Genomic DNA, 23,768 nt, shown 5'->3' on the forward strand with positions numbered 1-23,768 from the left:
GTGCTATACTATTTTTGTGAAACAAATTGATTAGAAAACTTATCATTTGTTAAAAAATAAGGTATGATGTATAAAAATAAGGTGAAGCTTTCCGAGTATAGTTTAGAAAAGAAAGTGAAGAACTTCACGCTTTTAGAGCGTGTACCTATTTAATCTCTAAAGTGGTAGGAAAGTAGAGGGGGAAAATCATGACAAAGCTGCAACGTATTCAAAAAGTTTTAGTAGCTAACCGTGGAGAAATTGCAATTCGTGTATTCCGAGCTTGTTCAGAACTTGGATTAAATACAGTTGCAATTTATTCAAAAGAGGATAGCGGTTCTTACCATCGCTATAAAGCAGATGAATCTTATTTAGTGGGAGAAGGCAAAAAACCAATCGATGCTTACCTTGATATTGAAGGTATTATTGAGATTGCGAAAAGCAATCACGTGGATGCAATTCACCCTGGATATGGTTTCTTGTCAGAAAATATCCAATTTGCTAGACGTTGTGAAGAAGAAGGGATTATCTTTATCGGACCAAAGAGCAAACATTTAGATATGTTTGGAGATAAAGTGAAAGCAAGAGCACAAGCGCAATTAGCAAATATTCCAGTTATTCCTGGCAGCGATGGACCTATTAATTCACTAGAAGAAGTTGAAGAGTTTGCTAAGAAGTATGATTACCCGATAATTATTAAAGCCTCCCTTGGTGGTGGTGGCCGCGGTATGCGTATTGTACGTAGCGGTGATGAATTAAAAGAATCTTATGATCGTGCAAAATCAGAAGCGAAAGCAGCTTTTGGTAATGATGAAGTGTATGTTGAAAAATTCGTTGAAAAACCTAAACATATAGAAGTTCAAATATTAGCAGATGAAGAAGGAAATGTTGTGCATTTATATGAGCGTGATTGCTCTGTACAACGTCGTCATCAAAAAGTAGTTGAAATTGCGCCAAGCGTGTCACTTTCAGATGATCTTCGTCATCGTATTTGTGAAGCAGCGGTACAGTTAACGAAAAATGTAAATTATTTAAATGCTGGTACGGTTGAGTTCCTTGTAAAAGGCGATGACTTTTATTTCATTGAAGTAAATCCACGTGTTCAAGTAGAACATACAATTACAGAGATGATTACAGGCATTGATATTGTTCAGTCACAAATTTTAATTGCAGATGGACACGCTTTACATAGCCAAATCGTAAGCATACCAAAACAAGAAGACGTTATTGTGCATGGTTATGCGATTCAATCTCGTGTAACAACAGAAGATCCGCTTAATAATTTTATGCCTGATACAGGGAAAATTATGGCGTATCGTTCTGGTGGTGGTTTTGGCGTTCGTCTTGACACAGGTAACAGTTTCCAAGGGGCTGTTATTACACCGTACTATGATTCATTACTTGTAAAAGTAACAACTTGGGCGCTTACATTTGAACAAGCGGCTGCGAAAATGGAGCGCAACTTAAAAGAGTTTCGTATTCGTGGTATTAAAACAAACATTCCATTCTTAGAGAATGTAGTAAAACATAAAAACTTCTTGTCAGGAGAATATGATACGTCATTTATTGATGCATCACCTGAACTGTTCGTGTTTCCAAAACGTAAAGACCGTGGAACAAAGATGTTAAGTTATGTTGGTACGGTAACAGTAAATGGTTTCCCAGGAGTAGGGAAGACAGAGAAGCCAATTTTCCCAGATGCACGTATACCAAATGTAAAACATTATGAATCGATTCAAGATGGAACAAAACAAATTTTAGACGAACGCGGAGCGGATGGATTAGTAAAATGGGTGCAAGATCAAAAACGTGTACTTTTAACAGATACAACATTCCGAGATGCGCACCAATCATTACTTGCAACACGTCTTCGTACAAAAGATTTAAACCAAATTGCTGAACCGACAGCTAGAATGTTACCGAATTTATTCTCAGCGGAAATGTGGGGCGGTGCAACGTTTGATGTTGCGTATCGTTTCTTAAAAGAAGATCCATGGGAACGACTATTAGAACTTCGTGAAAGAATGCCAAATGTTTTATTCCAAATGCTTCTTCGTTCATCAAATGCGGTTGGTTATAAAAACTATCCAGATAATTTAATTCAAAAATTTGTAGAATGTTCAGCACAAGCTGGTATCGATGTATTCCGTATTTTTGATAGCTTAAACTGGGTGGAAGGTATGAGAGTTGCAATTGATGCTGTAAGAGAGAGTGGTAAAATTGCAGAGGCAACTATGTGTTATACAGGGGATATCCATGACCCAATGCGCAGTAAATATGACTTAAATTATTATAAAAACTTAGCGAAAGAATTGGAAGCGTCAGGAGCACATATTCTAGGTATTAAAGATATGGCTGGATTATTAAAACCAAATGCAGCCTATGATTTAGTTTCTGCTTTAAAAGAAACGGTATCGATTCCGATTCACCTTCATACGCATGATACAAGTGGAAATGGTGTTTTAACGTATACGAAAGCAATTGAAGCAGGTGTTGATATTGTCGATGTAGCTGTAAGCTCAATGGCAGGTCTAACATCACAACCAAGTGCAAATACGTTATATTATGCGCTAGGTGGAAATGAAAGACAACCAGATGTTAATGTGGATTCATTAGAAAAACTTTCATATTACTGGGAGGATGTTCGTAAATATTATGCACCATTTGAAAGTGGTATGAATGCACCTCATACAGAGGTATATATGCATGAAATGCCAGGTGGTCAATATAGTAACCTCCAACAACAAGCGAAAGCAGTTGGTTTAGGAGACCGATTTGATGAAGTGAAAGTGATGTATCGCCGTGTAAATGATATGTTTGGTGATATTGTAAAAGTAACACCATCATCAAAAGTTGTTGGCGACATGGCGCTATTTATGGTACAAAATCACCTTACAGAACAAGACATTTTTGAGCGTGGACATTCTTTAGATTTCCCAGGTTCTGTTGTGGAAATGTTCTCTGGAGATCTTGGACAACCATATGGTGGCTTCCCGAAAGAATTACAAAAAATCATTTTAAAAGGGAAAGAGCCATTAACAGTAAGACCAGGGGAATTGTTAGAACCAGTGGACTTCGATGCTTTAAAAGAAGAGTTGTTCCATAAACTTGGACGTGAAGTAACGATTTTTGATGTTGTTGCATATGCATTATATCCAAAAGTATTTATGGATTATGAAAAAGTCGCTGGGCTTTATGGAAACGTGTCTGTACTCGATACGCCAACATTCTTCTATGGTATGAGGCTTGGTGAAGAAATTGGTGTGGAAATTGAACGTGGTAAAACATTAATGGTTAAATTAGTATCAATTGGTGAACCACAACCAGATGGGACACGTGTACTTTACTTTGAATTTAACGGGCAACCGCGTGAAATTGTTGTGAAAGATGAAAGTGTTAAATCAACAGTCGCACAGCGTGTGAAAGGGAATCGTGAGAATCCAAATCATATTAGTGCAACAATGCCGGGAACGGTTATTAAAGTTGTTGTAAATGAAGGTGATGAAGTGAAAAAAGGCGATTCCATGGCAATTACAGAAGCGATGAAGATGGAAACGACGGTTCAGGCGCCATTCAATGGAAAAGTGAAGAAAGTATATGTAAAAGATGGCGATGCGATTCAAACAGGCGATTTACTTATTGAACTAGAACAATAATAATAAAGAAAAGAGTTGCTTGAAGGCAGCTCTTTTCTTTATATAAAAATAATAACTTGCCACAGTGGCAAGTTATTAAAACGATTGTTTATTTTGCGTTGTAGTTGATGGGTGTGCCTCTTTTGCATTTGCTGTGCTTCGTGTACCTAACATGACTAAATAGCATAATACAGCAAAGAGACAAGAAATAAAGAGTGAATGTAACAATGCCATTGATAAACTTGCATTAGTATAAACGACTAAAATACCAACAATTGCTTGAAGTGTAACGAGAATAAATGAGATAATCCATCCCCAATATACAACCCGGTGCTGTTTATAGTGACGAATAGCAACAATCATTGCGTATAGGATCCAAGCAAATATTAATATTGCGGCAACCCTGTGTCCCATTTGAACCCATTCATGCAATTGAGTAGGCCATGGTCTGTTTTTACTACAAAGTGGAAAGTCTGGACAAGCTAAACTTGCACGCTCGTGACGTACTAAAGCTCCTGTATAGACGACAATATAACTGTAAATTGTTACACCGTAAATATGAAATTTCATTTTTTTGTCCATAATGAGAGAACGTGCATCGAATTTTTTGTCGATTTCAAAAATAAGGCACGTTAGTAAAATGACAGAAGCAAACGAAATTAAGGAAATACCAAAATGAATAGCTAATACAGCAGGTACTTGTCCCCAAACAACTGCGGCAGCTCCCATGAGTGCTTGTGCCACTAAAAATACGAAAGATAAAACAGCTAGCGTTTTTGTTTCACGTACATGTTTATAATATTTCCAGGATAGGATACAAAGAAGTGTAACGAGAATTCCTGCCGATCCTGATGTTAAGCGGTGACTTAGTTCAATAATCGTTTCCATTGATAGATTAGAGGGAACGAGTTCACCATTACAAAGTGGCCAAGATTTACCGCATCCTTGACCTGAACCTGTTTTTGTAACTAAAGCCCCTCCTAATAAAACCCCTAGTAAGTCGAGGCTTGTAATGACTGCTAACCATTTAATAAAGCGTTGCAATCTGTTTCACCATCTTTCTGTATGAAGTTATTGCGAAATATTTTCATTCCATCAATTTTATAGAACAAAACGCGCTACAGTCCTATGATATATAAAAAATAATAAAATAGCAAAGAAATGGAGAAGGGGGATAAAGAGTTTGAAATAAGAAAAAAACGGGGTTTAAATTACATATTTTAGGAGAAGTTATTTCTATTATAAAAAGAAATGGGAAGAATATATGCTAAATATGACAAAATAGTTTATTATAGAAGGTAACCTCATGTTATGATTAGGAAGTAATGGGAGAAACTTTTTTGTCATTCGACACAAAAAGTTCACGTTTTCTTCACAAATTGTTAGGGAAATATGATTTAATATACTCGAGTATGAGCGTAGATTAGTAGTAGAGTGAGAAAACAACATTTCTACTGTAATAATATTGCTATATAGAAGCGTAATACTTTTGTAAAGTAAAGACGCGAAAGAAGGATGAAAGTTTTAAGAGGGGGTTGAAATGATGAACCATGCAACAAGTGAGCTGCATGATGAGTCAGCTATAACAAATGTGCCGGAAACAACACGTGTACAAGATTTATTAGCGCTCGTTAAGATGGGGATTGTAAACTCGAATACACTTACGGTATTTACAGGATTTTGGTTGGCTTTACACTTTAATGGATTAAATGCTGTGAACCATTTGGATAAAATGTTCTTTACAATTGTCGGCTCGGCTTTAATTATGGCAGGATCATGTAGCTTGAATAACTATATTGATCGGGATATCGATCACTTAATGGAACGGACAAAAAATCGTCCGACAGTAACAGGAAAATATAAACCTAGTTTTGCGTTAACATTAGGTATGACTTTATTGCTTCTTGGTTTTGTATTCTTGTTATTTACAACACCAATGGCAGCAATTATAGGTTTCATCGGTGCTGTCACATACGTTGTTTTGTATTCATTATGGACAAAACGAGCATATACACTAAATACAGTAGTAGGTAGTGTATCTGGAGCAGTTCCACCTTTAATTGGTTGGGCAGCAGTTGATCCTAGTTTAGATCATCCAATTGCTTGGATGCTATTTTTAATTATGTTTATTTGGCAAATCCCACATTTCCTCGCGTTAGCGATGAAACGTGTTGATGAATATCGAAATGCAGGTATTCCCATGCTTCCTGTTGTACATGGATTTGATATTACAAAACGTCAAATCATGATTTGGACAGTATGTTTATTACCACTACCATTTTATATGAGTGGACTGGGAGTAACATTTATGGTAATTGCAACATTGCTTAACATTGGATGGATCGTATTAGGATTCTATGGATTCCGTAAGAAGGATGACATAAAATGGTCCGTACAAATGTTTGTCTACTCCTTGAATTACTTGACAATCTTATTTGTGTCAATGATTGTAGTTACATTCTTCTAAGACAACGACATGAGGGGATTTCTTTACGTTGAGATTTACTTTACTTACTATAAATAAAGTACAATCTAATTCACAAAGAAAGTGGGGGTTGTTTGTATGAAGAAACAGTGGCGACTGCTTTCATTCGTTTCACTGCTGGCTTTACTGTTAGGGGGATGCGGTAAAGCCTTTCAATCTACTTTAATTCCGCAAGGTGAAGTAGCAAAAATGCAATATGATTTACTCTTGTTAGCAAGTGCAATTATGGTAGGTGTCGTACTTGTAGTTACTATTATTTTCTTGTATGTAATTGTGCGTTTCCGACAAAAGAAGGGTCAAGAAGATTATATCCCAAAGCAAGTTGAAGGAAATCACAAACTAGAAATTATATGGACAGTCATTCCGATTATTCTTTTGCTGATATTGGCTGTTCCAACTGTTACATATACATTCAAACTTGCTGATGTAAGTGCGATGGAGAAAAAGAATATTGATAAAGACACAATCGTTGTTGATGTAACAGCGAATCTTTATTGGTGGGAATTTTCTTACAAATCAGAAAAAATAGTAACTTCACAAGACCTAGTTATCCCCACAGGTAAAAAAGTATATTTGAATTTGAAAGGTGCTGACATTAAACATTCGTTTTGGGTCCCATCTTTAGCTGGGAAAATGGATACGAATACGGATAATGTCAATAAAATGTGGTTAAAGGCAGATAAATCAGGCACTTATAATGGTTTTTGTACAGAATTTTGTGGCCCATCACATTCTTTAATGCAATTTAAAGTAAAGGCTCTTGATGAAAGCGAGTACAAAGATTGGATTGCTGATATGAAGAAACTTGATGGTAAGAAGGAAGTTTCTTCTCCAAAAGAACAAGAAGGTCAAGAAATATTCAACAAAAGCTGTATTGGTTGTCATGCAACTGGATCAAATGATAGTAGACCACCTTCTGCACGTATCGCACCAAACCTAGCAAACTTTGCTGATCGCGATATGGTTGCCGGCATTGCTGAAAATAATGAAGAAAACGTAAAAAAATGGTTAAAGGATCCTGAAAATATGAAGCCAGGAAATAAAATGACTGGTAAATATGGCAACTTAACGGATGATCAAGTAGACGCATTAAATGCATATTTGAAAACGTTAAAAGTTGAGAAGTAAAGAGGGATTATTTGCGAAGGGGAGGTTGAAAACGTGAGTTCTGTAGCAAAAAAACAGGGGATGGGTGCTGTTATATGGGATTATTTGACGACAGTAGACCATAAAAAAATTGCCATTCTCTATTTAATTGCAGGTGGATTGTTTTTTATCATTGGCGGAATAGAGGCATTATTTATCCGTCTTCAATTAGCGATTCCAAACAATGCTTTTCTTGTTGGGGATGCTTATAACCAAGTATTAACGATGCACGGTACAACAATGATTTTCCTCGCAGCTATGCCGCTCGTGTTTGCATTTATGAACGCCGCTGTACCACTTCAAATTGGGGCACGGGATGTGGCGTTTCCATTTTTAAATTCACTTGGATTTTGGTTATTTTTCTTCGGTGGAGTATTTTTAAACTTAAGTTGGTTTTTAGGAGGGGCACCTGATGCAGGGTGGACATCTTATGCATCGTTATCCCTTGCTTCTAAAGGACATGGTGTTGATTTTTATGTACTAGGGTTACAAATATCAGGTATAGGTACACTGATTGGTGGTATTAACTTCCTTGTCACAATTATTAATATGCGTGCACCTGGAATGACATATATGCGTATGCCAATGTTTACATGGACAACATTTGTAACTTCTTCACTTATTTTATTTGCTTTCCCACCATTAACAGTGGGATTAGCACTACTTATGTTAGATCGCTTATTTGGCACAAGTTTCTTTAACCCAGCTTTAGGGGGGAACACGATTATATGGGAACATTTATTCTGGATCTTCGGTCACCCAGAAGTGTATATTCTTATCCTTCCAGCTTTCGGAATATTCTCAGAAATTTTCGCTACATTCTCTAAAAAACGACTATTTGGTTACTCATCTATGGTATTTGCAACGGTGTTAATTGGATTTTTAGGATTTATGGTATGGGCGCATCATATGTTTACAGTTGGTCTTGGACCTGTTGCGAACGCTATTTTCTCAGTTGCAACAATGGCAATTGCAGTTCCGACTGGTATTAAAATATTTAACTGGCTCTTTACAATGTGGGGTGGAAGTATCAGGTTTACAACGCCAATGATGTGGGCTGTTGCTTTTATTCCATCATTTGTAATGGGTGGTGTAACAGGGGTCATGCTTGCCTCGGCTCCAGCTGACTATCAATTCCATGATAACTATTTCGTTGTGGCGCATTTTCACTACGTAATCGTTGGTGGAGTTGTATTTGGACTATTAGCAGGTGCACATTATTATTGGCCACTTATGTTTAACAAAGTATTAAATGAAACCTTGGGGAAAATAACATTTTGGTTGTTCTTTATCGGCTTCCATTTAACATTCTTTATCCAGCATTTCCTTGGTTTAATTGGTATGCCACGTCGCTACTTTACGTATTTACCAGGCCAAGGATTAGAAACGGGGAACTTAATTAGTTCGATTGGTGCTGTATTTATGGGGCTAGGAACGATTGTTCTGTTATTTAATGTTGTGAAAACATCGTTGTCTAAAGAGAAAGCTGGCCGCGATCCGTGGGATGCTCGTACATTAGAATGGACAATGCCTGCACCTACACCAGAATACAATTTTAAACAATTACCATTCGTTCGCGGATTAGATCCGTTCTGGATTGAAAAACGTGAAGGGAATAAAGAAATAACACCAGCAGAGCCTGTTAGTGATATTCATATGCCAAACTCTTCATTTTCACCATTTGTTATATCTCTTGGATTATTTATAGCAGCATTTGGTGCGATGTACATGCAAGGTGGGAAAGATAAGTTTTGGTTATTGGTTGCAATTATTGGACTTATCATTACATTTGGTGCAATGTTCTTACGTTCAGTAATTGATGATCATGGTTATCATATTCATAAAGAAGATTTAGATGACAAGGGGGGCACAGCGTAATGCATGTAGAGGAAAAATTAACAAATGAAACGTTTCCAGCAGAGCCTGAAAAAGCAACCCTTGAGGGGAAAAATAAGTTTGTTGGATTTTGGCTATTTCTTGGAGGCGAAACTGTATTGTTCGCTTCCTTATTTGGCACATATTTAGCGTTAAAAAATTCTACAAACGGTGGCCCCACTTCTCAAGAAATGTTTCAAATGCCACTTGTCTTTATTATGACGATGCTTTTGTTAACAAGTAGTTTAACAAGCGTGTATGCGATGTATCATATGAAGAACTTTAACTTTAAGCAAATGCAGCTTTGGTTACTTGTTACAGTATTATTAGGATTAGGGTTTTTAGGGTTTGAGATTTATGAATTTTATCATTATACACACGAATTCAAACATACGATGAGAAGTAGTGCATTTGGTTCAGCGTTTTATGCGCTTGTTGGAACTCATGGATTACACGTATTGTTCGGATTATTATGGATCTTAACATTAGTTTTTCGGAATGCGAAGCGCGGGCTGAATTTATATAATGCTCCAAAGTTTTACGTCGCATCTATTTACTGGCACTTTATTGATGTAGTTTGGGTGTTTATTTTCACTGTAGTATACTTGATGGGAATGGTGGGATAAACAATGGCGATAAAGCAAACAAATACAAGTAACTCAAAAGTAGATCTTGTTTATCGTAGAAAAAAAAGTGCTGAGGAAATGAGACATCAAGTGATTACATTTGGTCTAATGATTTTCTTAACGATTGTAGCTTTTGTGGCAGTCGCTTATCCGAAAACATTTAGTCCTCTTTTCTCTGTACCATTTATTTTACTATTAGCTGTTGTTCAAGTAATATTTCAATTGTATTATTTCATGCATATGAGTCATAAGGGACATGAAGCAGCAACCTTTTTCTTATATTCTGGATTATTGATAGGGTTGTTAACCATTTTAGCTTTTATGACAATTGTTTGGGTTTAAAAAGTAAAGGATAGGGAGCTTGAAGTTATCTTCGCTCCCTTTTTCCTATGAGGGTAAGGAGTTCATATTGAAAGGGTGGGTGTAAAATGGGCAACTTATGGATATTTGGTTTTCAAGCTTTATGGAGCCCGATCTTTTTACTTTTTATGGTGTCTATCCTTATCTGTTACTTTCTTATTATCGGGCCGTATAGAAATCGGCTCGAAAATGCAGAAAAGGTAAATAAAAAGCAAATGTTTTATTTTACGACTGGGATTATCCTGTTGTATCTTGTAAAAGGTGGGCCTATTGATTTACTTGGACATATTGTATTTAGTGCACATATGTTTGAAATGGCAGTGATGTACATCGCTGTACCACCATTATTGTTATTGGGGATTCCAGTTTGGTTATACACATATATTACCTCTTTCCGTTTTATCCAAGTGATATTGACTATGTTTACAAAACCGCTTATTGCTCTGTTTGTATTTAATGGATTATTTTCTATTTATCATTTGCCTGTTGTTTTTGATGCTGTAAAGCAAAATCAAGTTGCTCATCCTATTTTTCTTGCTGTTTTATTTTTTACAGCAATGATGATGTGGTGGCCTATGCTAAATCCATTACCGGAGTATCAAACATTAAGTGAAATAAAGAAAATTGGTTACATGTTTGCGAACGGTGTATTATTGACACCAGCTTGTGCGCTAATCATATTTGCTAGTGAATCGTTGTTTGCTACATATACGGATCCGAGTGCGTGGATGAAAGCGATGGAGCTCTGTGTACCTGCGGGAACATTGGGTGATTTAAACATAACCGGACCAGAATTTTTACATTGGATGCCGATTGTGCAAGATCAACAAACAGGCGGTATCATTATGAAAATTGTCCAGGAAATAGTGTATGGTACAATTATTGGCTATGTGTTTTTTAAATGGGCACGTAAAGAACGTAAAAAAGATGAGGAGCAACTACAGGAAGTGCCTCCTTATTTGCAACCAAAATAAAGAAGGTGTATCACATGGATACACCTTCTTTACTATTCTATAACTGCAAATTCCTTCAGTTTTTTTTCAATATTTTGCAAGAGTTGTTCGCTTTTTTGGATTACGTTTGTAGGGAAAACTTCATTCTCACCATATTCAACGCCATGTGGATAATAATGTTTTCCTAACAATGGTGGAAGTAATTTAACTTGTGCATGGCGTCCTCCGATTTCACCTTCTACCGCAAAGCCTTGTATCCGTAAGTAATATACATCCTTCAATATTTCAAATTTATAGTCATATGTAACTCGCTCATAATCCCACTGTCCAGCAAGTACAAAACGTTGATTTTGCATAACTTCCGTGAGCAGTGTAAAATCAATGGTCGCCCCTATAAGTTTTGAATTTGTAAATTGCATGGAATACCTCCTTATCTTTATTTGAAAACCTTTAATTTTATAATAGTATGAATAATGAGAAATCGCAATTCATATTGAGAGAAAAGGGAGAATCACGGCTTTTTTTATTAAAATATGATATAGTGAAAATAGTGCGGTACACACAAAAGGGAAGACAGGCATTTGTGTATATCTCAATTTTATGTTTGACCAGGAGGTATATTGTTTGAAGAAATTATTACGTATCGTAATGATTACGGTTTTTATTTTAGCTATTGATTTATACGGGAAATTACTCGTTTCGCAATATATATTACAGCCATCTCATTCTAAGCAGGAACATAAGATTGTTAAGAAAAAGAAACAGATAAATGAAGGATTTCCAGAGACAATCTCCCAATTAATAGGAGGCGATTCGGAAAGTTTATTAGCAAAATGGGGTGAGCCAGCTCGAATCGAACCTTCTGCGTATGGTTACGAATGGTGGATTTATAATCAAGATTTATCACAATATGTGCAGTTTGGTGTTGCAGAACATAAAATTGTAACAGCTTATGTTGCTGGTAATAAAGTGGATGTAGTTCCATTTCGTATGGATGAAAAATATGAAGATGTCTATAAAAAAAATCCATTCTCACATGAAATTTCTTTGAAAAAAGGAAGGAACAGCTATCAATTTGAATTATCTGATACTGAAATTGCAGAACAACCACTTGTTTCGATAGAAGAAGATGGTTGGGCGCAGTTATACTTTGATCGATTCACACATAAACTTGTCGGAATTCGGTATATGGATGATGAGACATTGCTTCGACAAAGGCCGTATCAGCTTGTTTATTCTGGAGAGTTAGGGGCGGAGCAGCCAATTACTCCAGAGAAAATGACACAAATAGAACATGGAAATATGCAACAAATTCTAGATTTGACGAATATTATTCGTAGTCGTCATCAACTACCGTTACTAACATGGGATCAACAAACAGCTGAAGTGGCTTTTGGGCATAGCAAGGATATGAAAGAGAATAATTATTTTTCGCATGATTCGCCGGAATTTGGGACTTTAGGAGATCGATTACAACGTGGTCAAGTCGCATTTCAACTTGCAGGTGAAAATATAGCAGCACAGCATACTGATGGGATCGCTGCAGTACAAGGTTGGTTGAATAGTGAAGGACATCGGAAAAATTTGCTAAATGAACAATTTACTGGACTAGGTGTTGGAGTCTTCGATAAATTTTATACTCAAAATTTCATTAGAAAATAGGAAAAGGTGCATGAATCGTTTAAAAATAGGCGAACCATGCGCCTTTTTTTTCTTACAATATAGTAGATACATCTGAAGAGGTGAGGATTATGACAAAAACAAAAGGACCATTACATCCTTCTGTTCAACAGTTTAAAGAGTTTGTAAACCATCACCCTAAAATGGTTCATGAAGTTCGAAATGGTGAAAAAACATGGCAACAATTTTATGAGGAATGGTATTTACTTGGAGAACAGGATGAAATGTGGAAGGTATATAAAGCAGATGGAGAAACGATTTCTTCTCCAGCTCAAGAAAACAATGATGAAAAAGCCGTCGATTTGATGGGACAAATGCTTTCTTTTTTTAAAAAATTAGATGCAGAGCAAATGCAGCAACATCTAGCTAATGTAACGAGTGCGATTGGGAGTGTGCAACAGGTTATTCAGCAATTTCAAGAGAATCGTACACAACCTGAGCAAAGAACTTCTGAAAACAACCCATTTTTCTTTCGAAAAGATTAGGAGGAAAGAGGATGAGGGCAGAGCTTATGGAATTTATAAAAGCTGATGAAGATTTAGGGCGTTATATTCGTGAACAACCCCATTGGTATCGAAAATTATCACGTAATCCGGAGGAAAAGGAGGCATTTGAATTAGCTGCTTTACAGTATTATAAAAAGACAATCCCGGACAAAGTTGCAAAATTTCAAAATCAATTGGCGGTTGCTTCTATTATGATTGACATGTTTCAATATATGAAGCAGCAAAATGCAACGTAATTGGAAGGGGAAACTATGTCCGTCATGCGAAACTTTTGTTACAATAGAAAAGAATTATTGAAAAAAGGAGTTATAGCATGACGGAAATTTGTTTAGTACGACATGGACAAACTGATTGGAATTTTCAAGAGATTATTCAAGGGCGTGAAGACATTCCACTTAATGAAGTTGGGAAAAAGCAAGCAAGTCAAAGTGCAGCTGCGTTGCAATTGGACACATGGGATGTGATTATCAGCAGTCCCTTAATTAGAGCGCAGGAAACAGCTCAGGTGATTAGCAACGCTGTTGGAATACATTCTATTCTTCTTGATGAGCGGTTTGTTGAACGGAATTTTGGCGAAGCTTCAGGGAAACCCGTTTCCACAGTTAGAGAGCTGATTGCAGAGGGAAATGTCGAAGGTATGGAGACAGATGAAGAGATTGTAAATCGTTGCTTTGCTGCATTGCAAGATGTTGCGCAAGTACATGCAGGTAAGCGCGTTATTATCGTTGCACATTCACATGCGATAAAAGCAATTTTAAATGCAATCTCCCCTGATGAAATTACATTTAAAACTCCATTGAAAAATGCCTGCATTAGTTATGTAAAAGAGGAAAATGGAAGCTGGGACGTACTACGATATAATATCGCGGAGCATATTTGCGTATAAGAAATTATGACGGATGATGGTTTTCGGTAATCGGACTTTTTACTTTATATTCAGATGGGATATTCAAATTAGTAGTTCTGTTCTAAATGTGTTATGATGGATACTCGGAGGTGTCTCTCATGATTGTAGCGACGCTTGAAAGCGTAATGATATTAGACGAGGCAGAACAGCTTGCAAAGGCGATTGTCTGTTCAGATATAGCAAAGGGTTATCGAGAATGTTATAAGGCGTTACAGGAAGATTTGGAAGCTCAAACATTAATTAGTCAATTTACAGCAATGAAAGAGCGATATGAAGAAGTGCAACGCTTTGGAAAATATCATCCTGATTATACTTTCGTTTCGAAAAATATGCGAGAATTAAAACGTTCTGTAGATTTACATGAAAAGATAGCTGCTTTTAAAAAAGCGGAAAATGCTTTGCAAAAACTATTAGATGAAGTCAGTGTAGCAATTGGTTCCGAAGTATCATCTGCTATTAAAGTTCCTACTGGAAATCCGTTTTTTGATGCAGGTGGATGCGGAGGCGGTTGTGGATCTGGTGGAAGTTGCGGTTGTAAAAAAACGGGGTGATGTGCCCCGTTTTTTAGAATATAGAAGAAAACGTATACAGAATTTGTTTAACAATGTACTATAATTTCACAAATTTCTGATTGATGTTTATAAGATACAAGAATATGAGTATATAAAAGGAGAAGATGGAGAAGATTATGTTCGGGCAACGACAAAGTATGATTGTTTATTTACATTCATTGAAACATGCCAAGATTTTAAGGAAATATGGTAATATTCATTACATATCAAAGCGTTTGAAATATGCAGTTGTATATTGTGATATGGAACAAATAGAGCATATGATACAAAAGCTAAATAAACTTCCTTTTGTGAAAAAAATTGAGCAGTCATATCGCCCATTTCTTAAAACGGAATTTGAAAATTCACGTCCGGATCGCGCGAAAGAATACGACTATAGTTAAAGAGAAAGACCCCCACTAATTTTGGTGGGGGTTTCTTTATTTTAATAAAAATACAATGAGTATAAATTGCTACTGCATTGGAGGAATGAAATGATTCATTCGTAAAATGCCGATAAGGTGATTAAAATATAATTCTTTTTCTGGGAAAATTGTAGAAGGTTTTACAGTAAAAGAAGTAACGTTTTTTTCGATTTGTTCCGCTGTTTCCTCGAATAAAACGATTCGTTTACTTTTTGTACCTTCAAGTATAGGAATTCCTTCGCGGCATATATATAGCGGTTGGAAATCACCAACCGTTGTTGGTTTAAGAACAACAACAAGTGAGCATACTTTTTTATCATTTTTTAAGGTTTCAAATTGTAACATATGTGATACACGATCTTTATTTGTCTTTGCAATCTCAAGTAATTCATATAAATCGGAGTAGCCTTCTCCTAGTTCAATAAAACGTTGAATCATATTATTTCCTCCTCTTTCTTTTACTGTATCACTTCGTTTTTAAAATGAAAAGCAGACAAAGAAAAAAACCCTGCAAAGCAGGGCCCTTCTTATACTAGTATGTACTAGTAAGAAGGCAAAGGGAGAGGAGAAACCGGAGGAAGAACTTATGGGGAAACGTAAGTCTTCTCCGCGGTTGGCAACAACATCGAAGGTGATGTTGTTATATTTATTTATGTCCAATCTAAATGAAGATATACATAATGAATTTAAAATTTATCGTAGGCTTTTTATTTTTCTTTTTTTTATTTTATGATAGGATAAAAAAGATAACGTGAAACTTGCATTAGTAGAGAGGGATCTGACTCGCCAATAGCGAGATGAATATACATATGGGATACTGGAAAGTTATCATGTAATGATGACTTTTTTAACGGAATAAATTAGTTTTTCTTTTAATAGATAGCGGATTCGTTTATCCTTTAATGGAAAAATACACAGAAAACAGTGAGGGTTGATAGCGGTTAACCGAACGAATATGCGTTTGTAATAATCGCTCGATAGATTGAAATAAAGGTAGTGACAGCAAATGAGAGTAGTTTCTGGAAAATGTAAAGGGCATCCGCTTAAGGCTGTGCCAGGTAATACAACGCGACCGACAACGGATAAGGTAAAAGAAGCCATCTTTAATATGATTGGTCCTTATTTCGAAGGAGGAATTGCCCTCGATTTGTTTGGAGGTAGCGGAGGGCTTGGGATTGAAGCGCTTAGCAGAGGGGTTGACAAAGCCATTTTTGTTGATCGGGATAATAAAGCGGTGAAGGTTATTCATCAAAATTTAGAAAGCTGCAGAGTACATGACCAAGCTGAAGTGTATAGAAATGACGCAGAGCGCGCTTTGAAGGCGTTAATTAAACGTGAACTATCATTTGATCTTATACTGCTAGATCCACCATACAAAGATCAAAAAATCATTTCATTAATTAGTGTTATGGACCAACACGGATTATTGAACGAAGATGGATTGGTTATGGCAGAACATGGGGATGATGTAGTCTTACCGGAAACAATAGGGGGACTTGTAAAGGTAAGAGCAGAAAATTATGGTATTACAGCGATTTCCATTTATAAGCATGAAGGTGAGGGGACCGAATGACAAGCATAGCAATTTCTTCAGGGAGTTTTGATCCGATAACTCTTGGGCATTTGGATATTATTAAAAGAGGCGCAAAGGTGTTTGACGAAGTATATGTTGTCGTTTTAAACAATTCTTCCAAGAAACCGTTCTTTTCAGTAGAAGAGCGCCTAGAGCTAATTCGAGAAGCAACAAAAGATATTCCAAACGTAAAAGTTGATTCGCATAGCGGACTGTTAGTTGAATATGCAAAAATGCGTAATGCAAACGCAATTTTACGTGGTTTACGTGCAGTTTCTGATTTTGAATATGAGATGCAAATTACATCGATGAATCGTAAGTTAGACGAAAATATTGAAACCTTTTTTATTATGACAAATAATCAATATTCATTTTTAAGTTCGAGCATTGTGAAGGAAGTGGCTCGTTATGGTGGAAATGTAGCTGGTCTTGTTCCTCCTGTTGTAGAGCACGCTTTAAAAGAAAAGTTTCAAACCCCGTTAAGATGAACGGGGTTTTTCTTTGTTTATTATGCGTAAGAATAATAAAATAACATATAGATATAAACAAAATAGTGTAAAAGTAGGACCATAGCGAAGCGATATTTCCCAAGTCTTTGCAAGAATAGAAGCATGGTTTGATAAAAAAACAGGGATATCTTGTTGATTTGGTGAAAAAGAATGTAATTTTTCATAAAGTGGTACCCAAAATATAAAAGTGTAAATTGGGGCGAGAATACTTTGGATAATTCTTGCAAAGAAATAGGGTTTAAAGCGAATATCAGTTTCGGCTAAAATACTTGCTACCTGAGCTTGGATAGAAAGGCCGCTAAATGCGAGGATAAAGCTCGTTACCATTGCTTGTTCAAGAGTTGTAGTCTGATTGGTTTGGCTGATCATTTGGCTACCTAGTGTCATTTCAAAAAGTCCTGATAAGATGGGAATGCTAAAGTGTGGTGATAGTTGGAAGAATGTTAAAATATGTTGCATAATAAAAGCTAGTGCTGCCGTGAGTTGGAAGACAGTAATCATTTTATTTAAAACGGAGAATAAAATAATAAATCCACCAATCATGAGTAAAGTTTGAATAGAGGAGATAATGGCATCACCAAGTAGTTTTCCAATTGGTCTGTTCTCTTGTAAACGCGTCTCGTGGAGAATTGAAAAAGCGTGTTGTAAGGGACGTTTTTGAATGGATTGTTTTTCTTGTATGTAAGTATTGTTGTTTCCATAAAAACGCATAAGTAATCCGACAGTAAGGTTGCTAACATAATGTGCAGCAGCTAGTATGAAACCTAATTTAGGATTGTTAAAAAAGCCAATAGAAACAGCTCCAAAAATAAATAATGGATTTGAAGAGTTGGTAAATGATACGAGTCGTTCCGCTTCTATTTGTGTTAGCTGATTACTTTTCCGGAGTCTTGCGCTTAATTTGGCGCCCGCAGGGAAGCCGGAGGCCATTCCCATTGCCCAAACAAATCCGCCAATACCAGGCACACGAAAGAGCGGGCGCATAAGCGGTTCTAATATAATACCGATAAACTTTACAACACCTATACTAATTAAAAGCTCCGCAACGATAAAAAAAGGTAGTAGTGAAGGAAAGACAACTTCCCACCATATATTTAATCCGCGAATAGAAGATTGCAAAGCGGCTTGGGGGTGAAGTACGAGAGAAAATGTTAGAAATATCATCGTTATGGTGAGAAAAGCTGTTTTCCATTTTTCATACATTTTAACGTAGCCCCCTTTGTCCCAAAAAACGTTCATTTCAGTATACGTGGATACATGGTGAATTTAGACCATAAGTATGAAAAAGAGGATGAAAAAATTTAAAGGGTGAGAGAAATGAATGAACCAAAAATAGGCTTAGCTCTTGGATCTGGAGGTGCGAAAGGCTTTGCGCATGTCGGGGTGATTAAAGTATTACGAGAGGCGAATATTCCTATTCATATGATTGCTGGAAGTAGTATGGGGGCGTTAATTGGGACATTTTATGCAGCGAGTTGTAACGTGGAGAGACTCTATCGAATGGCCACATTATTTAAACGAAAATACTATTTGGATTTTACTGTACCGAAAATGGGATTTATTTCTGGAAAACGGGTAAAAGATATGATTAAAATGTTTACATATAATAAAAATTTAGAAGAGTTAGATATCCCAACTGCAGTTGTGGCCACTGACATTTTAAAGGGGGAAAAAGTTGTATTTACAAGCGGTTCTATTGCTGATGCGGTGAGGGCGAGTATTTCTGTGCCAGGAGTGTTTGTACCTGAAAAAATAGATGGTCGTTTATTAGTGGATGGCGGGGTGATTGATCGCATCCCTGTATCCGTTGTTAAAGACTTAGGAGCTGATATTGTAATTGCTGTAGATGTATCTCCTATTAAGGTGAACGGAGAAGTTACATCCATTTATGATGTTATCATGCAGAGTATTGAGATTATGCAGCATGAACTTGTTGTTAATCGGCAAATTGCTTCAGACTTAATGATGCGCCCGGCAGTAGAACAGTTTAGTTCTCGTGCTTTTACCAATATCGAAGACATTATTCGAGTTGGAGAAGAAGAGGCCGAAAAACACATTCAGAAAATTTACTTATTAATTGAGCAGTGGAAGGAGAAAAATAATGTTTAAGCGTTTTCGTTTTATATATGCAATTTTAATTGGCGTTATATTGGCAATGTTGCTTGTCTATGTACGTCTACCATATTATGTAACAAAACCAGGTATGGCGGCGAAATTAGAACCATATGTACAAGTTGATGGTGGGAAGAAAGAGTCAGGTGATTTTATGCTCGTGACCGTTTCGATGGGGCCTGCGAATGTTGTAAATCTAATAGCTGCCCAATTTAATAAATATAATCACATTTCTAAAGCAGAGGAGATTTTGCAAAAAGGTGAGAGTGATGAAGAATATCAATTCCGCCAAGCGTATGCAATGAAAGATTCTCAAAACGCAGCCATTTATAATGCGTATAAGCGAGCAAATCGTTCAGTTTCCTTTCAAAACAGAGGGGTTTTAGTTGCTGGGATTGCGAAAAATATGTCCGCTGAAGGGAAATTGAAACTTGGGGATATAATTGTCGCTGTTGACGGTCAGCCTTTTGAAGCGATAGACCAATTTATTGCATATATGTCAGGTAAAAAAGAAGGGGATGTAGTAAATATTGAGTATATTCGTGGGGGGAAACGTTCTACAGAAAAACTAACGCTAAAACAAATTCCTGATGGCAAGGGACGTGTTGGTATTGGAGTTTCCATTGTTACTGAAAGGGACTTAGTAGTAGATCCAAAGGTGAAAATTGATTCACATGAAATTGGGGGACCATCAGCAGGATTAATGTTTACATTGGAAATCTATAATCAATTGACTGAAGAGGATATGACAAAAGGTCATGAGATTGCTGGAACGGGAACCATTAATGAAAAGGGAGAAGTTGGTCCGATTGGTGGTATTCAACAAAAGGTTGTAGCTGCTAGTGATGCGGGTGCAGAAATATTCTTTGCTCCAAATGAAAAAGGGGCACCGAAATCGAATTATAAAGAAGCGCTTGAAGCAGCGAAAGATATAAAAACGAAGATGAAAATTGTACCAGTAGATACATTAGATGATGCGTTAGCATATTTAGAAAAAATGTCGAAAAAAAAGTAAACCTCTCGCCCTAGAGAGGTTTTTTTATAAAAAATTATTCGTTGTTTCATCATACCGAATAGGATGTTGAGTTATATCTTTTTGTATACATTTTGTACGTAAAGGTTCTTGTAGCACTGAAAAATAAACAGCATTTGCTTTGCGCTCTATATCTAGAACGGGATGTTGAAATGTTTTCGTATGAGTAAGAAGCGGGAGCCCTAGATTTTTTTTGTGTTTCGAAATATAAGTTTGTCCTTTTTGTGACATACCAAGTAAACGGATATATGGTGCATGTTGCTCTATATGTGCCTTTTCCATTTCTTCTTTTGTTGTATTTGTTAAAATATGTGTACATACTCGTTGTAATCTAGTCCATGTATAACGTTTTGTTTTTAATGCTTCCATGAAAGTAAGAAATGAAGAAGTATTATGTATTTTTGATAAAATACGATGCTCCAATCCTTCCTCTACCTCATAAATATGTTGTAAATCCTGGGAAGACATTGTCAAAAGTCTATATTTGAAAAATGGGAAATACTCCTCCCAACAATGCAGTGTATGATACGTTTGTTTATAACTTTCTAAAAAAGATGCGGTACAATTGGGTACAAATGGATAAATGGTTGTGAGTGAATCATTTTCACTAAATAATTGTTTGCGAATGCTAGTCGCACTTGCAATATGGTTATCTTGAAAGGTTTCGTCATGGTAATGAGATGCGAATCTTTCAATGGTATGTGCATGAATAGAACTTTTCTGAGAAAGAAGCGCTTCAATGTAATGTAAGCCTAATATATTATTTGGCTGGGACATATCAACAGTATTGACGTCCGATAAGATGTGTGAGAAGGCTTGAGAAGTTGCTTTGGCATAGCTGTTTCCAGCATCCATAAATTGCTGCACAAGTTGATTGAAAGTATCTTTTTCCTTTTGGCGTAAAGAAATGGTATTATAGAAGTTTTGAACCTCTCCATCCTCACTGCCGAAGCAAATTTCAGAAACGCCAAGGGCATCTAAAATAGAAATAGCACCGTTAGCAAATGTTTCGGCTTTTTGTGTTGCGAATGTATAAGGGAGTTCAACAACAAGATCTATACCACCGGCTAGAGCCATCTTGGTTCGGAACCATTTTGATACGAGAGCTGGTTCACCACGTTGTAAAAATGATCCGCTCATGACAGCGATTGTAATGTCGGACTGTGTTAACTTTTTTGTTTGTTGCACATGATAAGCATGACCGTTATGAAAGGGGTTATATTCAACAATAATACCGCTTGCTTTTATGATAATCTCTCCTTTCGATGTAGCATCTTTTCTAAAAACATGATAATCTATATATTATTTCCTATAATGACTTCATTATAGTGTAAAGAAAAAACATTGACAAATATAAAATGGCTAGCTATAATTTTGTTTGTTGCCTTGAGGTGATATGATATGAAATGGTCCATCCATCAATTAAACAAATTGAGACATAAAGGATTGACATTGGATGAGATGGTAGATGTAAGTGAGCTAAAAGAAGTCGAGAAAGAAATTCGAGAAATTAATCCTGTCCATGTAACAGGTAGAGTTGATTTTGGCTCCAGTAAGTTTACGTTTCATCTACATATAATTGGAAGCATGGTTTTACCATGTTCTCGCTCTTTAGTAGATGTAACATTACCATTTGACATTAAAACAACTGAGGTGTTCCAAACTTCAGAAGAAGAGTATGAAACGGAAGCGGAAATCCATTACTTAGAAGGAGAAGTACTTGACTTACTCCCAATAATCAAGGAAAATATACTTTTGGAGATTCCAATGCAAATTTTCAGTGATGATGTTTCCGGTGGAGCACCAACGCAAGGTCAAGACTGGCAAGTGATTTCGGAAGAAAGCAAAGAAAAGCCTGTTGATCCAAGGTTAGCAGGACTTGCGAAGTTTTTTGACAAATAATCGGAAGACTGGTTCAGGCCTTCATATGAAAATAACTATTTCTTTTAAGGAGGTGGGAAGAATGGCTGTACCTTTTAGAAGAACTTCTAAAACAGTAAAAAGAAAGCGTCGTACGCATTTCAAATTATCAGTACCTGGTATGGTAGAGTGCCCAAGCTGTGGTGAAGCGAAATTAGCTCACCGTGTATGTAAAGCATGCGGTACTTACAAAGGTAAAGAAGTAATCAGCAAGTAATTGTGGAAATAAACGCAGAAGATATTCTTCTGCGTTTATTTTTTTGTATTATTCTTTATATGTTGGTATTCTATCTTTTCTAGTAACTGCATATGTTTAATAAAAAATGCATAAGGAGGACTAGAGGAATGGCGACAACAAGACAAGATGCATGGACTGATGATGAAGATTTACTTCTGGCAGAAGTGGTACTCCGGCATATCCGTGAAGGAGGAACCCAGCTTTCCGCATTTAAAGAGGTAGGTAGACATTTATCTCGTACACCTGCAGCATGCGGATTTAGGTGGAATTCTTACGTTAGAAAGCAGTATAAAGAACGTATTGAAGAGGCAAAACAAATTCGTAAGGTAGAGAATTATGTAGTAAGGCAACCAAAAGTGGTGGAGTTTTCTCCTACATCAATTACATTAGACGATGTCATTAACTTTTTACAAAAATATAAAGATGAAAAAGAATTAAAAGAATTACACCAAAAAATTGAATTGTTACAAAAGGAAAAGGAATGGCTTCTTCAGCGTGTATCTGTATATGAAGAAGAGTATCGTACTTTGCTTGATTATATTGATCGAAAAAGAAGTGTGATGGTACTAGAAACAAAAGAAAGAGATACCATTTATGAGCATGAAACATTAGAAAAGGTGAAAAAATAAAAACAGCTGAATAACAGCTGTTTTTATTTTATGCGGATTCTTCATTTGTAACCGCATTCAAATTAGCTTCTGGATGCCAAATGTAAAATTCGCCATCAGTGGTTGATATTTGCCCGAAGTTTAGTTTCTCCCAAAATGCAGCGGATTGAATACGAGCTGTTGTTTTGATTGGAAATTGTAGTTGTTTTGCATAATTAACAAGCATTTGACCAAAACCTTGTTTTTGAAAGTTTGGTAACACTTCAAGTTTAGAGAGTTCTACGTAAGATCCAGTAATCTCAAGATTTGATTCACCATGTCTCCTCATGTACAAGCTCATACGTGCGATAAGGGATCCGCCGTAATAAATGCCGTAAAATGGGGATTCACTATCATTTTCAATAATATTTGCTTGTAACTCTTCAAACATGGAGAGTTCTTGAGCGCCACATCCCTTAAATTTTTTAAATTCGTCTAACGTTTTATAATTGATGAGCAAGCGCTCAACTTTTGGGAATGTCATTACATCACATCCTTTTCTCGTTTTGTAAAATAAAGAAAAGTATAAATATTTTCAATAATATTATAACTCATTTTTTCATTTTTATGAAGGAAATAGAATATTTCTTTCAGTATTTTTTTTGAGG

At 36.3% G+C, this 23,768-nt stretch carries 26 protein-coding genes; 20 read left to right on the top strand and 6 right to left on the bottom strand.

Annotated elements, in window-relative coordinates; all coding sequences use genetic code 11:
* Positions 1–188 precede the first annotated feature (188 nt).
* Positions 189–3,635 carry a pyruvate carboxylase gene (gene pyc, locus ACM6HU_RS08835; protein ID WP_016116061.1) on the top strand — a complete coding sequence of 1,149 codons (3,447 nt, stop codon included), beginning with the start codon at positions 189–191 and terminating at the stop codon, positions 3,633–3,635.
* 75 nt (positions 3,636–3,710) lie between these two features.
* On the opposite strand, the gene ACM6HU_RS08840 is transcribed toward pyc, so the two are convergent.
* Positions 3,711–4,658, bottom strand: coding sequence for a COX15/CtaA family protein (locus ACM6HU_RS08840; protein WP_016116060.1), 948 nt, complete (start codon positions 4,656–4,658; stop codon positions 3,711–3,713).
* Between the two features lie 499 nt (positions 4,659–5,157).
* Here ACM6HU_RS08840 and cyoE point away from each other — a divergent pair, with 499 nt between their 5' ends.
* From cyoE to ctaG, 6 genes are all read left to right on the top strand, one after another.
* Positions 5,158–6,081 (top strand): heme o synthase, encoded by a 924-nt coding sequence (gene cyoE, locus ACM6HU_RS08845; protein WP_016116059.1) that lies wholly within the window; start codon positions 5,158–5,160, stop codon positions 6,079–6,081.
* Between the two features lie 96 nt (positions 6,082–6,177).
* Positions 6,178–7,227, top strand: coding sequence for a cytochrome c oxidase subunit II (gene coxB, locus ACM6HU_RS08850; RefSeq protein WP_016116058.1), 1,050 nt, complete (start codon positions 6,178–6,180; stop codon positions 7,225–7,227).
* A gap of 60 nt (positions 7,228–7,287) precedes the next feature.
* Positions 7,288–9,123, top strand: coding sequence for a cytochrome c oxidase subunit I (ctaD, locus tag ACM6HU_RS08855; protein ID WP_170927914.1), 1,836 nt, complete (start codon positions 7,288–7,290; stop codon positions 9,121–9,123).
* Complete coding sequence (gene ctaE, locus ACM6HU_RS08860; RefSeq protein WP_003199716.1) at positions 9,123–9,746, top strand: cytochrome c oxidase subunit III; 624 nt, start codon at positions 9,123–9,125, stop codon at positions 9,744–9,746. The genes ctaD and ctaE overlap by 1 nt, the downstream gene beginning before the upstream one ends.
* Positions 9,747–9,749: 3 nt before the next feature.
* The gene (ctaF, locus tag ACM6HU_RS08865) at positions 9,750–10,088 is read left to right on the top strand and encodes a cytochrome c oxidase subunit IVB (RefSeq protein ID WP_003199718.1); all 339 of its coding nucleotides are present in this window, start codon (positions 9,750–9,752) and stop codon (positions 10,086–10,088) included.
* Between the two features lie 86 nt (positions 10,089–10,174).
* Positions 10,175–11,080: a cytochrome c oxidase assembly factor CtaG gene (ctaG, locus tag ACM6HU_RS08870; RefSeq protein ID WP_016116056.1), complete on the top strand. Its 906-nt coding sequence runs from the start codon at positions 10,175–10,177 to the stop codon at positions 11,078–11,080.
* Positions 11,081–11,112: 32 nt separating this feature from the next.
* On the opposite strand, the gene ACM6HU_RS08875 is transcribed toward ctaG, so the two are convergent.
* Complete coding sequence (locus ACM6HU_RS08875) at positions 11,113–11,478, bottom strand: YugN family protein (RefSeq protein WP_003199722.1); 366 nt, start codon at positions 11,476–11,478, stop codon at positions 11,113–11,115.
* Positions 11,479–11,683: 205 nt separating this feature from the next.
* On the opposite strand from ACM6HU_RS08875, the gene ACM6HU_RS08880 reads away from it, so the two are divergent.
* The 6 genes from ACM6HU_RS08880 to ACM6HU_RS08905 all read left to right on the top strand — a co-directional run bounded on the left by ACM6HU_RS08880 (position 11,684) and on the right by ACM6HU_RS08905 (position 15,107).
* Positions 11,684–12,721: a CAP domain-containing protein gene (locus ACM6HU_RS08880; protein WP_016116055.1), complete on the top strand. Its 1,038-nt coding sequence runs from the start codon at positions 11,684–11,686 to the stop codon at positions 12,719–12,721.
* Positions 12,722–12,810: 89 nt separating this feature from the next.
* Positions 12,811–13,224 carry a YlbD family protein gene (locus ACM6HU_RS08885; protein WP_414848113.1) on the top strand — a complete coding sequence of 138 codons (414 nt, stop codon included), beginning with the start codon at positions 12,811–12,813 and terminating at the stop codon, positions 13,222–13,224.
* Positions 13,225–13,235: 11 nt separating this feature from the next.
* On the top strand, positions 13,236–13,481 hold the full coding sequence (locus ACM6HU_RS08890) for a YlbE-like family protein (RefSeq protein WP_006095792.1): 246 nt from the start codon (positions 13,236–13,238) through the stop codon (positions 13,479–13,481).
* A gap of 77 nt (positions 13,482–13,558) precedes the next feature.
* Positions 13,559–14,131 (top strand): histidine phosphatase family protein, encoded by a 573-nt coding sequence (locus ACM6HU_RS08895; RefSeq protein WP_016116053.1) that lies wholly within the window; start codon positions 13,559–13,561, stop codon positions 14,129–14,131.
* A gap of 119 nt (positions 14,132–14,250) precedes the next feature.
* On the top strand, positions 14,251–14,703 hold the full coding sequence (locus ACM6HU_RS08900) for a YlbF family regulator (RefSeq protein WP_003199733.1): 453 nt from the start codon (positions 14,251–14,253) through the stop codon (positions 14,701–14,703).
* Between the two features lie 137 nt (positions 14,704–14,840).
* On the top strand, positions 14,841–15,107 hold the full coding sequence (locus ACM6HU_RS08905; protein WP_016116052.1) for a YlbG family protein: 267 nt from the start codon (positions 14,841–14,843) through the stop codon (positions 15,105–15,107).
* 69 nt (positions 15,108–15,176) lie between these two features.
* On the opposite strand, the gene ACM6HU_RS08910 is transcribed toward ACM6HU_RS08905, so the two are convergent.
* On the bottom strand, positions 15,177–15,566 hold the full coding sequence (locus ACM6HU_RS08910; RefSeq protein WP_003199736.1) for a hypothetical protein: 390 nt from the start codon (positions 15,564–15,566) through the stop codon (positions 15,177–15,179).
* A 568-nt stretch (positions 15,567–16,134) separates the two neighbouring features.
* Between ACM6HU_RS08910 and rsmD the strand changes: the two genes are divergently transcribed.
* Both rsmD and coaD read left to right on the top strand, forming a co-directional pair.
* Positions 16,135–16,701, top strand: a complete 567-nt coding sequence (rsmD, locus tag ACM6HU_RS08915) for a 16S rRNA (guanine(966)-N(2))-methyltransferase RsmD (RefSeq protein ID WP_016116050.1) — start codon at positions 16,135–16,137, stop codon at positions 16,699–16,701.
* Positions 16,698–17,189: a pantetheine-phosphate adenylyltransferase gene (coaD, locus tag ACM6HU_RS08920; protein ID WP_016116049.1), complete on the top strand. Its 492-nt coding sequence runs from the start codon at positions 16,698–16,700 to the stop codon at positions 17,187–17,189. The genes rsmD and coaD overlap by 4 nt, the downstream gene beginning before the upstream one ends.
* Here coaD and ylbJ read toward each other — a convergent pair.
* Entirely contained in the window at positions 17,181–18,413 is a 1,233-nt protein-coding gene (gene ylbJ / locus ACM6HU_RS08925; protein WP_016116048.1) for a sporulation integral membrane protein YlbJ, read from the bottom strand. The genes coaD and ylbJ overlap by 9 nt on opposite strands.
* 114 nt (positions 18,414–18,527) lie before the next feature.
* On the opposite strand from ylbJ, the gene ACM6HU_RS08930 reads away from it, so the two are divergent.
* Positions 18,528–19,319 carry a patatin-like phospholipase family protein gene (locus tag ACM6HU_RS08930; RefSeq protein WP_016116047.1) on the top strand — a complete coding sequence of 264 codons (792 nt, stop codon included), beginning with the start codon at positions 18,528–18,530 and terminating at the stop codon, positions 19,317–19,319.
* A complete protein-coding gene (locus ACM6HU_RS08935; protein WP_016116046.1) occupies positions 19,312–20,337 on the top strand; it encodes a SepM family pheromone-processing serine protease in 1,026 nt (341 codons plus the stop codon). The genes ACM6HU_RS08930 and ACM6HU_RS08935 overlap by 8 nt, the downstream gene beginning before the upstream one ends.
* Positions 20,338–20,361: 24 nt before the next feature.
* Here the strand turns inward: ACM6HU_RS08935 and ACM6HU_RS08940 are convergent, their stop codons facing one another.
* Entirely contained in the window at positions 20,362–21,603 is a 1,242-nt protein-coding gene (locus ACM6HU_RS08940; RefSeq protein WP_139350015.1) for a nucleotidyltransferase, read from the bottom strand.
* A 153-nt stretch (positions 21,604–21,756) separates the two neighbouring features.
* On the opposite strand from ACM6HU_RS08940, the gene ACM6HU_RS08945 reads away from it, so the two are divergent.
* From ACM6HU_RS08945 to ACM6HU_RS08955, 3 genes are all read left to right on the top strand, one after another.
* Positions 21,757–22,257 (top strand): YceD family protein, encoded by a 501-nt coding sequence (locus ACM6HU_RS08945; RefSeq protein ID WP_016131894.1) that lies wholly within the window; start codon positions 21,757–21,759, stop codon positions 22,255–22,257.
* Between the two features lie 61 nt (positions 22,258–22,318).
* Positions 22,319–22,492 (top strand): 50S ribosomal protein L32, encoded by a 174-nt coding sequence (gene rpmF, locus ACM6HU_RS08950; protein ID WP_001984764.1) that lies wholly within the window; start codon positions 22,319–22,321, stop codon positions 22,490–22,492.
* Between the two features lie 128 nt (positions 22,493–22,620).
* Positions 22,621–23,142 carry an RsfA family transcriptional regulator gene (locus ACM6HU_RS08955; protein WP_016116043.1) on the top strand — a complete coding sequence of 174 codons (522 nt, stop codon included), beginning with the start codon at positions 22,621–22,623 and terminating at the stop codon, positions 23,140–23,142.
* Between the two features lie 28 nt (positions 23,143–23,170).
* Here ACM6HU_RS08955 and ACM6HU_RS08960 read toward each other — a convergent pair whose 3' ends face one another.
* Positions 23,171–23,644: an N-acetyltransferase gene (locus tag ACM6HU_RS08960; RefSeq protein WP_003199752.1), complete on the bottom strand. Its 474-nt coding sequence runs from the start codon at positions 23,642–23,644 to the stop codon at positions 23,171–23,173.
* Positions 23,645–23,768: the final 124 nt, after the last annotated feature.

It is taken from the genome of Bacillus sp. IT-79MI2 (assembly GCF_949768135.1).
GTDB classification, from domain to species: Bacteria; Bacillota; Bacilli; order Bacillales; family Bacillaceae_G; genus Bacillus_A; species Bacillus_A pseudomycoides.